Raw genomic sequence first — 16,505 nt, forward strand, 5'->3', positions numbered from 1 at the left:
CGTGTCCGCCACTGAATCCAAAATAAAATCCAAAGTATCAACAAAAAAGAAGAAGACATGAAGACAATCATTGCAGAAAAGCCCTCCGTGGCACGTGAAATCGCCCGCATCGTGGGCGCGACAAAGAGAGAGGAAGGATATTTCGAGGGAGGCGGTTATGCCGTGACATGGGCATTCGGACACCTCGTTCAGCTTGCCATGCCCGACGGCTACGGCGTGCGCGGATTTGTCCGTGACAACCTCCCGATTATTCCCGACACATTCACGCTCGTCCCCCGTCAGGTCAGGACGGAGAAAGGTTACAAGCCCGACAGCGGCGTGGTGTCGCAGATAAAAGTCATCAAAAGACTGTTCGACACAAGCGAACATATCATCGTGGCGACCGATGCCGGACGCGAGGGAGAGCTTATCTTCCGCTACCTCTACCACTATACGGGTTGCACCACTCCTTTCGTGCGCCTGTGGATCAGCTCTCTCACCGACAAAGCTATCCGCGAGGGACTGCGGAAACTCGAAGACGGCAGCAAATACGACAACCTCTACCTCGCCGCCAAAGCGCGGAGCGAATCCGACTGGCTCGTGGGCATCAACGGCACACAGGCGTTATCCATCGCCGCCGGACACGGCACGTATTCCGTGGGGCGGGTGCAGACACCAACGTTGGCTATGGTATGTGAACGCTACTGGGAGAACCGCCGCTTTACGTCCGAAGCATTCTGGCAGCTCCATATCGCAACGGACGGTTGCGACGGCGAAGTCGTGAAATTCTCATCCTCCGAGAAATGGAAAGAGAAAGAACCGGCGATGGAACTATATAATAAGGTAAAGGCGGCAGGTTGCGCCACTGTCACGAAAGCCGAGCGCAAGGAGAAGACGGAGGAAACTCCCTTGCTCTACGACCTGACCACGCTCCAGAAAGAAGCCAACGCCAAGCACGGCTTCACGGCGGAACAGACGCTTGAAATCGCGCAGAAACTCTACGAAAAGAAGTTGATAACCTATCCGAGAACGGGAAGCCGCTACATCCCCGAAGACGTGTTTGCCGAAATTCCCAAACTGCTCGCTTTCATCGGCACACAGCCCGAATGGAAAGACAAGGTGCGGGCAAAAGCCGCCCCGACACGCCGCAGCGTGGACGACGGCAAGGTGACAGACCACCATGCCCTGCTCGTCACGGGTGAGAAACCGCTCTTCCTCTCCAAAGAGGACAATACCATCTATCAGATGATTGCCGGGCGCATGGTCGAGGCATTCTCTGAGAAATGCGTCAAGGATGTGACCACTGTCACGGCGGAATGTGCCGGAGTGGAGTTTACCGTAAAAGGCAGCGTCGTGAAGCAAACCGGATGGCGTGCCGTCTATGGCGAGGAAAAAGAGGAAATTACCATCCCCGGCTGGCAGGAAGGCGACACGCTGACACCGAAAGGCTCGTCCATTACCGAAGGAAAGACCAAACCCAAGCCGCTGCATACCGAAGCCACCCTGCTCTCGGCAATGGAAACGGCGGGCAAGGAAATTGAGGACGACGCACTGCGGCAGGCGATGAAGGACTGTGGCATCGGTACTCCCGCCACACGCGCCTCCATCATCGAAACGCTTTTCAAGCGCGGTTACATGGAACGCTGCAAGAAGTCGCTTGTTCCCACCGAAAAAGGACTTGCCCTCAATTCCGTCGTCAAGACGATGCGCATCGCCGATGTTGCCATGACGGGCGAATGGGAAAAGGAGCTGGCGCGTATCGAGCGCGGGGAACTGTCCGACGACACCTTCCGCAAGGAGATAGAGGCGTACACACGTGAGATAACCTCCGAACTGATCTCGTGCGACAAGCTCTTCGGCAGCCGTGACTCCGGCTGCGCGTGTCCCAAGTGTGGCACGGGCAGGATGCGGTTCTACGGCAAGGTGGTACGCTGCGACAACACGGAGTGCGGACTGCCCGTGTTCCGGCTGAAAGCGGGACGCACCCTGTCCGACGATGAAATCAAAGACCTGCTCACCGAAGGGCATACCAAGCTGCTCAAAGGGTTCAAGAGCAAACAGGGCAAGAGTTTCGATGCTGTTGTCGCCTTTGACGGGGAATATAACACGACTTTTGTGTTCCCGGAGGCTAAAAAGGACAAGAAATTTTCAGGACGGAAGAAATAGTATTAACTTTGCCACTTGTTCAGAGTAATGAATTGTTCTTCGATACCGGATTACACTCATACTTTGGATTTAGTGGTGGCACTCGGAGGGATACCGAGTGCCTTTTTCTTCCTTTTTCCAACCGATTATCCCGTTAATTATCAATCCGCTAAATCCAAAGTAATGAACAACAAGAAGAAAAACGAGGGTCAGACCGACTTTTCCTATTACGGTCTGTACCTGCTGGACTATCTCCGCACGAACAAGTTTGAACAGGCTGACGACACCGCTTTCATACGGGAACGGGCCGACCGTGCCGCCGAAACGTATGAGAGGGCACGGCTTGAAGGCTATCCCGCCGATGGTGCGCAGGAACTGGCGATGGACACGCTGCTGCGCGGGCTGCATTATTCCCGTTACGCCATCCTCCGCGAAGTCGTGGAAAACGAGTTTGCCGATGAAGTGCCGGAAGAGAAGCGTGAAGCCTTTGTCCTGAAACTGCTGCCGCTTGTCGGCAACGTGTTCTCCGTCTATGACCTCTCGGATGACAATTTCGCCCTGTCTTCCGATTACGACCTGCTCTACACGGAGCTGACGGGAGCAACCGTCCTTTACTTAGACGAATATGGCGTTTAACCGCAAACAGAAACTGCGGGACAACATCGAGGCGATACGGACGGCATTCATCCTTGACAGGGAAAATAGGACAGCGACAACCGAAGAGCGTGCCATACTTCAAAGGTACTGCGGTTTCGGCGGTCTGAAATGTATCCTCAACCCTGCAAAGGAACTGACGGATGCCGTCCGGTGGGCGAAATCCGACCTCGAACTGTTCGCCCCGACGGTGGAGCTGCACAGGCTTATCCGTGAGAACAGCAAGGACGAAACAGAGTACAAGCGGTTTGTGGATTCGCTGAAAGCGTCCGTGCTGACCGCTTTCTACACCCCCAAAGAGATAACCGACACCATCGCGGACGTGCTGGCAGATTACAGCGTCCGCCCCGCCCGTATGCTCGAACCGTCGGCAGGTGTCGGCGTGTTCGTGGATTCCATGCTGCGGCACAGCCCCAATGCGGATGTGATGGCTTTCGAGAAGGATCTGCTCACGGGTACAATCTTGAGGCATCTCTATCCCGACCAGAAAATGCGCACCTGCGGTTTTGAGAAAATCGAAAGACCGTTCAACAATTATTTCGACTTGGCGGTGTCCAACATTCCGTTCGGTGACATTGCCGTGTTCGACGCGGAGTTTCAGCGGAGCGACTCTTTCGGCAGACGCTCCGCCCAGAAAACCATCCACAACTATTTCTTTCTCAAAGGACTGGATGCCGTGCGTGACGGCGGTATCGTGGCGTTCATCACCTCGCAAGGGGTATTGAATAGCACCAAGACCTCCGTGCGTAACGAGCTGTTCAGTCAGGCCAATCTGGTATCCGCGATACGCCTGCCCAACAACCTGTTCACGGACAACGCGGGCACGGAGGTGGGCAGTGACCTGATTGTCCTGCAAAAGAACCTCAGCAAGAAGGAAATGTCGCAGGACGAGCGGCTGATGACCGTGATACAGACGGACACGAAAACCGCCCTGACCGACAACGCCTATTTCATCCACCACCCGGAACGCATCGTGCATACGATGGCGAAACTTGACACAGACCCCTACGGGAAGCCCGCTATGGTTTATCTGCACGAGGGCAAGGCAGCAGGCATCGCCGGGGATTTGCGCCGTATGCTCGACGAGGATTTCCATTACAGGCTTGCCATGCGCTTGTATTCGGGTTCAATCCGGCAGGCAGGAACGGAAGAAAAAGTTGCCGTTCAAAATAAAGTAGAGCGTCCTGCCATAAAATTGGAAACAGTATCCTCGGCGCAGACGGTGGAAACTCCGACAGAAAAGCCGCAACCCGCAGATGAAAAGCCGGAGATAGAACCGCGCCCGCAATATTCCGCAGGCGTGCAGCTCACCCTGCTTGACCTCTGGGGGATGACGGAAGAGGTCAGCCAACCGAAAACCTCCAAAAAGAAAAAGACGGTGAAAAAGGCAGTTACGGCAAAGTCCACTCCGCCCAAACCGAAAGTCACGGTTACACCGACAGCTCCAACTGCAAAACCCGCAATGGAGAATAAGGAGGTGAAAGCGGAGAACACCGCCAAGCCTGCCGACCCGGACGACATCTATGCCACACTGGACTGGGATACCAATCCTCCCATCAACGGTTCCTATGAAATGATGATGGGTTTGACGCCGGAGCGTAGGAAAGAACTTCGGGAACTGGCAAGGCAGCATAACGAGAAACAAGTGGCGGAAAAGACGGAAGTGAAAGCCGTGCCGGAAACTTCCCGTGAGCAGCCACGACAGGAGGAAACACAGCCGGAGGCAGTCGCCGCACCTGCCGTTACAGATACCCCATCGGAAGCGGTGGGGACTTTCCTTTTCCCCGACATCGAAGCGGAAAAGCCGAAGGAGGAAGTCGTGGACCTTTCTCCGCGTGCCTACCACCGCACGCCGGAGATGCACCTGCGCGAAGGGTCGCTGGTGGCTGACCGGGGGCGTCATAACATCGGCTACCTGAAAGACATCACGCCATACGGGGCGACATTCCAGCCGCTCGACCTGAAAGGATACCAGAAGGAAAAGGCGTTGTTGTATGTGTCGCTGCGTGACGCCTACGAGCGTCTGTACCGTTATGAATCGCTCCGGCGCGAGGCAAATGTTCCGTGGCGAGAGCATCTGAATACCTGTTACGATGAGTTTGTCATGCGCTACGGCAACCTCAACGCCAAGCAGAACGTGAAGTTAGTGATGATGGATGCGGGCGGGCGCGACATCCTTTCGCTGGAACGGATGGAAAACGGAAAGTTCGTCAAGGCGGACATCTTCGAGCATCCTGTTTCCTTCGCGGTGGAGAGCCATGCCAACGTAGGCTCTCCCGAAGAAGCCCTGTCTGCGTCGCTCAACAAATATGGTACGGTCAATCTCGACTATATGCGGGAGATAACCGACAGCACGGCGGAGGATTTGCTCACTGCCCTGCAAGGGCGCATCTACTACAATCCGCTCGTGACCGGTTACGAAATCAAAGACCGTTTCATCGCCGGAAATGTCATAGAGAAAGCGGAACGCATAGAGGCATGGATGGGTGACAATCCCGAAAATGAGCGTATGCCGGAGGTGAAGCAGGCGTTGGAGGCTCTGAAAGATGCCGAGCCGCAGCGCATCGCCTTCGAGGATCTGGACTTCAATTTCGGGGAACGCTGGATTCCGACGGGTGTCTATGCCGCCTACATGAGCCGGCTGTTCGACACGGAGGTGAAAATCGCCTATTCCGCAAGCATGGACGAGTTTTCGGTGGTGTGCGGCTACCGCACCATGAAAATCACGGACGAGTTTCTGGTGAAGGGGTATTACCGGAACTATGACGGTATGCACCTCCTAAAACACGCCCTGCACAACACCTGCCCTGACATGATGAAGTCCATCGGCAAGGACGAGCATGGCAACGACATCAAGATGCGCGACAGCGAGGGAATACAACTCGCCAACGCCAAGATTGACGAGATACGAAACGGCTTCTCCGAATGGCTCGAAGAGCAGTCGCCGCAGTTCAAGGAGCGGCTTGTGACGATGTATAACCGCAAGTTCAACTGTTTCGTGCGCCCGCGCTACGACGGCTCCCATCAGACCTTTCCCGACCTCAACCTGAAAGGGCTGGCAAGCCGGGGTATCAAGAGCGTCTATCCCTCACAGATGGATTGCGTCTGGATGTTGAAACAGAACGGCGGCGGAATTTGCGACCACGAGGTGGGAACCGGTAAGACGCTGATAATGTGCATCGCCGCGCATGAGATGAAGCGTCTGAATTTGGCACACAAGCCGATGATTATCGGGCTGAAAGCCAACGTTGCGGAGATTGCAGCCACCTATCAGGCGGCATATCCCAACGCACGTATTCTGTACGCTTCGGAGAAGGACTTTTCGACCGCCAACCGTGTGCGCTTCTTCAATAATATAAAGAACAACGACTACGATTGCGTCATCATGTCGCACGACCAGTTCGGCAAGATACCGCAGTCGCCGGAATTGCAGCAGCGCATCCTGCAAGCAGAGCTTGACACGGTGGAGGAAAACCTCGAAGTGCTACGGCAGCAGGGAAAGAACGTGTCGCGGGCGATGCTGAAAGGATTGGAGAAGCGCAAGCACAACCTTGAAGCGAAGCTGGAGAAGGTGGAACACGCCATAAAGTCACGCACGGACGACGTGGTGGATTTCAAGCAGATGGGCATCGACCACATCTTCATAGATGAGAGCCACCAGTTCAAGAATCTGACTTTCAACACGCGCCACGACCGTGTGGCGGGATTGGGAAACAGCGAGGGAAGCCAGAAGGCACTTAACATGCTCTTTGCCATACGCACCATACAGGAGCGCACAGGAAAAGACTTGGGTGCGACCTTCCTCTCCGGCACGACTATCAGCAACTCACTGACTGAATTGTACCTGCTGTTCAAGTACCTGCGCCCGAAGGAGCTGGAACGGCAGGACATAAGGTGTTTCGACGCTTGGGCGGCGATATTTGCCAAGAAGACGACGGATTTTGAATTTAACGTGACGAACAATGTGGTCCAGAAGGAGCGTTTCCGCTACTTCATCAAAGTGCCGGAGCTTGCCGCCTTCTATAATGAAATCACGGACTACCGCACGGCGGAGGATGTGGGCGTTGACCGTCCTGCCAAGAACGAGATACTGCACCATATACCGCCCACGCCGGAACAGGAGGACTTCATACAGAAACTGATGCAGTTCGCCAAGACGGGCGATGCCACCTTGTTGGGCAGGCTGCCGCTTTCGGAAACGGAAGAAAAGGCGAAGATGCTCATCGCCACGGACTATGCCCGGAAAATGGCACTCGACATGCGCATGATAGACCCGAATTACGAAGATCATCCCGACAACAAAGCGAGTCACTGTGCCAAGATGATCGCGGAGTATTATCAAAAATACGACGCCCAGAAAGGCACGCAGTTCGTTTTCTCTGATTTGGGGACATACCAGCCGGGCGACGGGTGGAACGTCTATTCGGAAATCAAGCGCAAACTGACGGAGGACTACGGTATACCGCCAAGCGAGGTGCGCTTCATTCAGGAGTGCAAGACCGACAAGGCGCGGAAGGCGGTGATAGACGCCATGAACGCCGGGACGGTGCGTGTGCTGTTCGGCTCTACCTCTATGCTCGGAACGGGTGTGAACGCCCAGAAACGGTGTGTGGCTATCCATCATCTCGATACGCCGTGGCGACCGTCCGACTTGCAACAGCGTGACGGACGCGGAGTTAGGGCAGGTAATGAGATTGCCAAACATTTCGCCGGGAACAACGTGGATGTAATCATCTACGCGGTGGAGAAGTCACTGGACAGCTACAAGTTCAACCTCCTGCACTGCAAGCAGACTTTCATAAGCCAGCTCAAAAGCGGTGCGATGGGTGCGCGTACCATCGACGAGGGGGCAATGGACGAAAAATCGGGCATGAATTTCTCGGAATACATGGCGTTGCTCTCCGGCAATACCGACCTGTTGGACAAGGCGAAACTGGAAAAGCGGATCGCATCGCTCGAAGGGGAACGCAAGTCGTTCAACAAGGGCAAGCGTGATTCGGAGTTCAAGCTGGAGTCAAAGACCGGCGAGTTGCGCAACAACACGGCTTTCATAGATGCCATGACGGAGGACTGGAACCGCTTCCTGTCGGTGGTGCAGACCGACAAGGAGGGCAACCGCCTTAATATAATAAAGGTGGACGGAGTGGATTCCGCCGATGAGAAGGTCATCGGAAAGCGTTTGCAGGAGATAGCCAAGAATGCCACGACCGGAGGGTTGTACACGCAGGTCGGTGAACTTTACGGTTTTCCGATAAAGGTGGTGAGCGAAAGGATACTCAAAGAGGGATTGGAGTTCACCGACAACCGCTTCGTGGTCGAGGGGAACTACAAGTACACCTACAACAACGGGCATCTGGCGATGGCTGACCCGTTGGCCGCCGCCCGCAACTTCCTCAACGCGATGGAGAGGATACCCTCCATCATCGACCAGTACAAGGCGAAGAACGAGGTGCTGGAGATGGAGATACCGCAGTTACAGGAGATAGCGGGTAAGGTGTGGAAGAAGGAGGACGAGCTGAAGCAGTTGAAGTCCGAACTTGCCGCCCTTGACCGAAAAATTCAGCTGGAGCTTGCGCCACCCACGCCCGAAGTCGCAGAAAAGGAGAATGAAGGGCAACAGCTCAAGCCGGAAGCGGAAGATGTGAGGAACAGGCAGGCGCAATATCCCGAAAATGCACCGCCGCAGATACGCAGTCCGGCGGATAGTATCGTTGCCAACCATGTCATAATCGGGCGTCCGGGACTGTATGCCAAGGAGGAAACCCGGTCCAAAGGATTGAAAATATAACCTAAGGAATTTTATCTGAAGTATTAATAAGGGCTATCCCAAAAGGTCTAAAAGTAAATTTTATCCTTTCTGCAAGTATCTATAGGATGGCAACTGCATTTTTTTCTTTTTGGGCAGCCCTTATTAAAATTTATTCTTATTTTAGGTTATATACATTCATGTCCATTTATGTAAAAAATTCCTGCTGACCTTGTTTATGTCTTGTCAGTCACCATTTGCAAAACCATATTTGACCCTCAAAGAGGCTGAATTTGATAAGTAACTTGCTACATACTCATAATAAGGAGCTAAATAGAACACGAATGGGAAATACACAAATGCTAAACTAAAGAAGATATTGGCCAAAATAAACGCTATACCGAGAGAGAAACTTGATTTTTCAACTTCCTAAAACGGTGTTGTTCAAACATTTCTACTTATTTGTACTTGCCAGTTGAACCTACGCTTCCCTAATAAAATGTCTATGGTAAAAAGTTAAAAAATCCTCCCACTTTTGTTAGATATATTTTTTTGTGTAATTTTGTAATCGTTATGCGGCAGTAATAATATACATATTAATACGAGTTAGTAATCCTGTAGTTCTCATATGCTACGAGGAGGTATTAAAAGGTGCGTTTCGACAATGCATCTACTGTAGTATATTATTGCTTAATCCAAATGAATATTATAAATTTAGGAATTCTTGCTCACATTGATGCAGGAAAAACTTCCGTAACCGAGAATCTGCTGTTTGCCAGTGGAGCAACGGAAAAGTGCGGCCGTGTGGATAATGGTGACACCATAACGGACTCTATGGATATAGAGAAACGTAGAGGAATTACTGTCCGGGCTTCTACGACATCTATTATCTGGAATGGAGTGAAATGCAATATCATTGACACTCCGGGACACATGGATTTTATTGCGGAAGTGGAGCGGACATTCAAAATGCTTGATGGAGCAGTCCTCATCTTATCCGCAAAGGAAGGCATACAAGCGCAGACAAAGTTGCTGTTCAGTACTTTACAAAAGCTGCAAATCCCGACAATTATATTTATCAATAAGATTGACCGTGCCGGTGTGAATTTGGAGCGTTTGTATATGGATATAAAAACAAATCTGTCGCAAGATGTCCTGTTTATGCAAACTGTTGTCGATGGATCGGTTTATCCGGTTTGCTCCCAAACATATATAAAGGAAGAATACAAAGAATTTGTATGCAACCATGACGACGATATATTAGAACGATATTTGGCGGATAGCGAAATTTCACCGGCTGATTATTGGAATACGATAATCGCTCTTGTGGCAAAAGCCAAAGTCTATCCGGTGCTACATGGATCAGCAATGTTCAATATCGGTATCAATGAGTTGTTGGACGCCATTTCTTCTTTTATACTTCCTCCGGCATCAGTCTCAAACAGACTTTCAGCTTATCTCTATAAGATAGAGCATGACCCCAAAGGGCATAAAAGAAGTTTTCTTAAAATAATTGACGGAAGTCTGAGACTTCGAGACGTTGTAAGAATCAACGATTCGGAAAAATTCATCAAGATTAAAAATCTAAAGACTATTTATCAGGGCAGAGAGATAAATGTTGATGAAGTGGGTGCCAATGATATCGCGATTGTAGAAGATATAGAAGATTTTCGAATCGGAGATTATTTAGGTGCTAAACCTTGTTTGATTCAAGGATTATCTCATCAGCATCCCGCTCTCAAATCCTCCGTCCGGCCAAATAAGCCCGAAGAGAGAAGCAAGGTGATATCCGCTCTGAATACATTGTGGATTGAAGACCCGTCTTTGTCCTTTTCCATAAACTCATATAGTGATGAATTGGAAATCTCGTTATATGGTTTGACCCAAAAGGAAATCATACAGACATTGCTGGAAGAACGATTTTCCGTAAAGGTCCATTTTGATGAGATCAAGACTATCTACAAAGAACGACCTATAAAAAAGGTCAATAAGATTATTCAGATCGAAGTACCACCCAACCCTTACTGGGCCACAATAGGGCTGACTCTTGAACCCTTACCGTTAGGGGCAGGGTTGCAAATCGAAAGTGACATCTCCTATGGTTATCTGAACCATTCTTTTCAAAATGCCGTTTTTGAAGGGATTCGTATGTCTTGCCAATCTGGTTTACATGGATGGGAAGTGACAGATCTGAAAGTAACTTTTACTCAAGCCGAGTATTATAGCCCGGTAAGTACACCTGCTGATTTCAGACAGCTGACCCCTTATGTCTTCAGGCTGGCTTTGCAACAGTCAGGTGTGGACATTCTCGAACCGATGCTCTGTTTTGAGTTGCAGATACCCCAAGTAGCGAGTTCCAAAGCTATTACAGATTTGCAAAAACTGATGTCTGAGATTGAAGACATCAGTTGTAATAATGAGTGGTGTCATATTAAAGGGAAAGTTCCATTAAATACAAGTAAAGACTATGCCTCAGAAGTAAGTTCGTACACTAAGGGCTTAGGCATTTTTATGGTTAAGCCATGTGGGTATCAAATAACAAAAGACGGTTATTCTGATAATATCCGCATGAACGAAAAAGATAAACTTTTATTCATGTTCCAAAAATCAATGTCATTAAAATAATGGAGCGGTCAGGAAATTTCTATAAGGCAATACGGTTGGGATATATACTTATCTCCATTCTTATCGGATGTATGGCATATAATAGCCTCTATGAATGGCAGGAGATAGAAGCATTAGAACTTGGCAATAAAAAAATAGACGAGCTCCGAAAAGAAATAAACAATATCAATATTCAAATGATAAAATTTTCTCTATTGGGTGAAACAATACTGGAATGGAACGATAAAGATATCGAGCATTACCATGCACGGCGTATGGCAATGGACAGTATGCTCTGCCGTTTCAAGGCCACCTATCCAGCAGAGCGCATCGATAGTGTGCGCAGTCTTTTAGAGGATAAGGAACGACAGATGTTCCAGATAGTCCGGTTAATGGATGAACAACAATCTATTAACAAGAAGATAGCCAATCAAATTCCGGTTATTGTACAGAAAAGTGTGCAGGAACAGTCCAAAAAGCCAAAACGAAAAGGTTTCTTAGGCATATTCGGCAAAAAAAAGGAAGTAACTCCAGCAGTATCAACCACTATCCTTCATTCGGTCAATAGAAACGTAATCAGCGAACAGAAAGTGCAGGATCGCCAATTGTCGGAACAAGCCGACAGCCTTGCAGCTCGTAATGCAGAACTTAACAGACAACTGCAAGAATTGATTTGCCAAATAGAAGAAAAGGTACAAACCGAACTGCAAAGCCGGGAAAACGAAATAGTTGCCATGCGTGAAAAGTCATTTATGCAAGTAGGCGGTTTAATGGGATTCGTTCTTCTATTGTTGTTAATTTCCTACATCATCATACATCGTGATGCAAAAAGCATTAAACAATACAAGCACAAGACAACTGATTTGATAAGGCAACTGGAACAATCCGTACAACGGAACGAGGCACTGATAACGTCAAGGAAGAAGGCGGTACATACTATCACCCATGAACTGCGCACACCGCTGACAGCAATAACAGGCTATGCCGGACTGATACGGAAAGAACAGTGTGAGGATAAGTCCGGGCAGTATATCCAAAACATACTGCAATCCTCCGACCGTATGCGGGATATGCTTAACACTTTGCTTGACTTCTTCCGCCTGGACAACGGCAAGGAACAGCCCCGTCTGTCACCCTGCCGGATTTCAGCAATCACGCACACACTTGAAACGGAGTTCATGCCTGTTGCCGTGAACAAAGGGCTGTCCTTGTCCGTGAAGACTGGACACGATGCCATTGTATTGACCGACAAAGAGCGAATAATACAAATCGGGAATAACCTGCTGTCAAACGCTGTCAAGTTCACAGAAGAAGGCGGTGTTTCTTTGATTACTGAATATGATAATGGAGTTCTGACACTGGTCGTTGAAGATACAGGTACAGGCATGACAGAAGAGGAACAGAAACAAGCGTTCGGTGCGTTTGAACGTCTATCAAATGCCGCCGCAAAGGAGGGTTTCGGGCTTGGGCTTGCCATAATGCGTAATATTGTGTCGATGCTTGGCGGAACAATCCGTTTAGACAGCAAGAAAGGGAAAGGCAGTCGTTTCACAGTTGAAATTTCTATGCAGGAAGCTGAAGAACAGCTTGGATATACAAGCAATACACCTGTTTATCATAACAATAAATTCCATGATGTTGTCGCCATTGACAATGATGAGGTATTACTTCTGATGCTGAAAGAGATGTATTCCCAAGAAGGAATACACTGCGACACTTGCACCGATGCTGCGGCACTGATGGAAATGATACGCCAGAAAGAATACAGCCTGTTGCTGACAGACTTGAATATGCCCGATATAAACGGTTTCGAATTGCTGGAACTGTTGCGTTCGTCCAACGTGGGCAATTCACCAACAATCCCGGTGGTTGTGGCAACCGCTTCGGGCAGTTGTAACAAAGGGGAACTATTGGCAAAAGGCTTTGCCGGATGCCTGTTCAAACCGTTCTCCATATCGGAACTGATGGAGGTTTCCGACAGGTGTGCCATAAAAGCGACACCGGACGGGAAACCGGACTTTTCCGCCTTATTGTCCTATGGCAATGAAGCCGTCATGCTGGAAAAGTTGATAACTGAAACAGAAAAGGAAATGCAGGCGGTACGGGATGCAGCAAAAGAAAAAGACCTGCAAAAGCTGGATTCCCTGATCCACCACCTGCGCAGTTCGTGGGAGGTGCTCCGTGCCGACCAACCGCTGAATGTACTTTACGGATTGCTTCGTGGCGATGCTCTCCCGGATGGTGAAGCGTTAAGCCATGCCGTGACTGCCGTGCTGGATAAGGGAGTGGAAATAATACGGTTGGCAGAAGAGGAAAGGAGAAAATACGAAGATGAATAAGACAAAAATAATTGTGGTGGAAGACAACATCGTGTATTGCGAATATGTCTGCAATATGCTGTCACGGGAGGGCTACCGCAATATGAAGGCTTACCACCTCTCAACCGCGAAGAAACATCTGCAACAGGCAACAGATAATGATATCGTGGTTGCCGACCTGCGTCTGCCTGACGGCAGTGGCATAGACCTTTTGTGCTGGATGCGAAAGGAGGGAAAGATGCAGCCCTTCATCATTATGACCGACTACGCCGAAGTTAATACCGCCGTGGAAAGCATGAAACTCGGCTCGATAGACTATATTCCCAAACAGCTTGTGGAGGATAAACTTGTCCCCCTGATCCGTTCCATACTGAAAGAACGTCAGGCAGGACAACGCCGTATGCCTATATTCGCCCGTGAAGGTTCCGCCTTTCAGAAAATCATGCACCGCATAAGGCTGGTAGCCGCCACCGATATGAGCGTGATGATATTTGGTGAGAACGGCACGGGCAAGGAGCATATTGCCCACCTGTTGCATGACAAGAGCAAACGTGCAGGCAAGCCATTTGTGGCGGTGGACTGCGGTTCACTCTCCAAAGAGCTTGCACCGTCGGCTTTCTTCGGACACGTCAAAGGTGCATTTACAGGTGCGGACAATGCCAAGAAAGGATATTTCCATGAGGCGGAAGGCGGCACGTTGTTTCTGGACGAGGTAGGAAACCTCGCGTTGGAAACCCAACAGATGTTGCTCCGTGCCATACAGGAGAGGCGGTATCGCCCGGTCGGAGACAAGGCAGACCGGAATTTCAATGTCCGCATCATCGCTGCTACCAATGAAGATTTGGAGGTATCGGTGAATGAAAAGCGTTTTCGGCAGGATCTTCTGTACCGCCTGCACGACTTCGGGATAACCGTTCCTCCGTTGCGTGACTGTCAAGAAGACATTATGCCGCTGGCAGAGTTCTTCCGTGATATGGCAAACAGAGAGCTGGAGTGTAGCGTGAGCGGGTTCAGTTCCGAAGCACGTAAAGCGTTGCTGACACACGCATGGCCGGGCAACGTGCGGGAACTTCGGCAGAAAGTTATGGGTGCTGTATTGCAGGCGCAGGAAGGTGTTGTCATGAAAGAGCATCTGGAACTTGCCGTGACGAAACCGACCTCTACTGTCAGCTTCGCCTTGCGCAATGACGCGGAGGATAAGGAGCGGATATTGCGTGCGTTGAAACAGGCAAACGGCAACCGGAGTGTCGCCGCAGAACTGCTCGGCATAGGCAGGACAACACTATACAGCAAACTTGAAGAGTATGGACTTAAATATAAATTCAAGCAATCATAGCCCGTAATTCACTGAATTTGGCTATCTTTGCATAACATTTGAGAAAAACGGCGATTGGCAGGAGCTTTTCGCCGCCAACATATAGGATAAGACCGCAAGGCGTTTCAAGCGAAAATCTGGTAAATTGGAACTACGGAGACGATTGCGTGATGCTTATGCTATGCTTACGCATAGCGTGCATTCACGTACTCTCCGTAAAGGCTTTACCAGAGCCATCGCTTGAAGGTAGTGTGAATTGCACGCTACTTTTTTACCCTTGCCTAACGAAAGGAAACGATTATGGGTAAAGTTCAGATTCTCGCCGTACTGACGATGGACGGATGTCTTTCTTCAGAGTTATATGATAAAGCACATCAGGATTTGTGCCTTGACCGTTGCGGTCTTGATGAAATCAGGAAGAAAGCCTTTTACCGTGTGACACCGGACTATTCCATTTCAATGCTGCACGAATGGAGAAAAGACTGCACAAACATCCGTTACCTCGCGGAAGCCACACCGGACACGGCAGACTATATAAACGGACTGCTGCGGATGCACGCTGTGGATGAAATCATACTATACACCGTTCCTTTCATATCCGGAAGCGGACGACATTTTTTTAAGTCGGCTCTGCCAGAGCAACACTGGACGCTTTCCTCTTTGAAAAGCTATCCCAACGGTGTATGTCGCATTATCTATATCCTTGATAAAAAAGCAAGATAGCCAAAATGTGCGGCAAGCATACATTTCTATTTTCAGGAATAGAATAAATGTTCCGATTACAAACAATTTAAGTCGGAGATAATTTGTCCTTGTGAAAAAATACTGAATTTTATACCTCTGAAATCCAGCACTTTGTAAAATTGAGTGTTGGATTTTTTATTTTCTGCCGCGTTTTTTGCCAATTATATTCATGTGCGCACGCAGAAAACAAAGTGTAATTTTCAAAATTGACAGAACCATGAATTATTTCTTGCTGGCGGAAACCGACTTTTTCCGCCTGATAAACGAAGCCGGCGACTGCAATATGGAAACGGCATACACGGCTTTCGCCACCCAAGTGATCGAACTGTGCAACGGCGGCATGGACATGAACCTTACCGTCATCGCGCTTGCCTACATCGAAATCGAGTTGCAGCACCATCCCGTACGTAATCTGTCAGAAGAAAAAAGAGAGATTGCCGCCTACGTCAGCAAGGCTCTGTCTTTCGTAAGAAAGATGCAGAAATTCCTTGCCACGCCCCAAGTGCCACCACTAATATCCGCCAACAACGCAACAGAAACCACCGCCAGCCTTCTTCAATGGACGGGCAATGCCATCGACCTCGTGGAACTTATCTACGGCATAGACGTGATGGGCTGCATCAACAACGGCAATATGCCGCTCAAACAGCTCGCCCCACTTCTCTATAAGATATTCGGGGTTGATTCTAAAGACTGCTACCGCTTCTACACTGATATCAAACGCCGGAAGAACGAAAGCCGCACCTATTTCATTGACAGGATGCAGGAAAAACTGAACGAGAGAATGTTGCGTGATGAGGAGTTGGAGCGGATGAGAAAATAAAAAAATATCCATTACATATGAGAAGACAGGAATACTCGTATCCTGTCTTTTTATTTTCATTTAATTATATATTAATTAGCACAATATATGTGAGTTTTTCATTCCTATAAGGACAAATTTCAGAAACGTATGTCTGGTAAATTATTGAGTCATCATAGTATGAACATATATCATTAC

General features: G+C 49.4%; 8 protein-coding genes. All 8 read left to right on the top strand.

Annotated elements, in window-relative coordinates; translation table 11 throughout:
• The first annotated feature begins 57 nt into the window (after window positions 1-57).
• The 8 genes from NQ559_RS00220 (at window position 58) to NQ559_RS00255 (ending at window position 16,328) form a co-directional block, all read left to right on the top strand.
• The gene (locus NQ559_RS00220; protein ID WP_004291456.1) at window positions 58-2,145 is read left to right on the top strand and encodes a type IA DNA topoisomerase; all 2,088 of its coding nucleotides are present in this window, start codon (window positions 58-60) and stop codon (window positions 2,143-2,145) included.
• A 162-nt stretch (window positions 2,146-2,307) separates the two neighbouring features.
• A complete protein-coding gene (locus tag NQ559_RS00225) occupies window positions 2,308-2,760 on the top strand; it encodes a DUF1896 domain-containing protein (RefSeq protein ID WP_004304266.1) in 453 nt (150 codons plus the stop codon).
• The gene (locus NQ559_RS00230; protein WP_018697152.1) at window positions 2,750-8,566 is read left to right on the top strand and encodes a helicase-like domain-containing protein; all 5,817 of its coding nucleotides are present in this window, start codon (window positions 2,750-2,752) and stop codon (window positions 8,564-8,566) included. The genes NQ559_RS00225 and NQ559_RS00230 overlap by 11 nt, the downstream gene beginning before the upstream one ends.
• A gap of 657 nt (window positions 8,567-9,223) precedes the next feature.
• Window positions 9,224-11,149: a tetracycline resistance ribosomal protection protein Tet(Q) gene (gene tet(Q) / locus NQ559_RS00235; RefSeq protein WP_004291466.1), complete on the top strand. Its 1,926-nt coding sequence runs from the start codon at window positions 9,224-9,226 to the stop codon at window positions 11,147-11,149.
• Entirely contained in the window at window positions 11,149-13,467 is a 2,319-nt protein-coding gene (locus tag NQ559_RS00240) for a hybrid sensor histidine kinase/response regulator (protein ID WP_004291467.1), read from the top strand. Before tet(Q) ends, NQ559_RS00240 begins: the two co-directional genes overlap by 1 nt.
• Complete coding sequence (locus NQ559_RS00245) at window positions 13,460-14,782, top strand: sigma-54-dependent transcriptional regulator (protein WP_004291471.1); 1,323 nt, start codon at window positions 13,460-13,462, stop codon at window positions 14,780-14,782. Before NQ559_RS00240 ends, NQ559_RS00245 begins: the two co-directional genes overlap by 8 nt.
• A 279-nt stretch (window positions 14,783-15,061) precedes the next feature.
• Window positions 15,062-15,484, top strand: a complete 423-nt coding sequence (locus tag NQ559_RS00250; protein ID WP_004291474.1) for a dihydrofolate reductase family protein — start codon at window positions 15,062-15,064, stop codon at window positions 15,482-15,484.
• Between the two features lie 238 nt (window positions 15,485-15,722).
• Window positions 15,723-16,328: an RteC domain-containing protein gene (locus NQ559_RS00255; RefSeq protein ID WP_004304269.1), complete on the top strand. Its 606-nt coding sequence runs from the start codon at window positions 15,723-15,725 to the stop codon at window positions 16,326-16,328.
• Window positions 16,329-16,505 lie beyond the last annotated feature (177 nt).

This window comes from Alistipes onderdonkii (assembly GCF_025145285.1).
In the GTDB taxonomy this organism is placed as follows: Bacteria; Bacteroidota; Bacteroidia; order Bacteroidales; family Rikenellaceae; genus Alistipes; species Alistipes onderdonkii.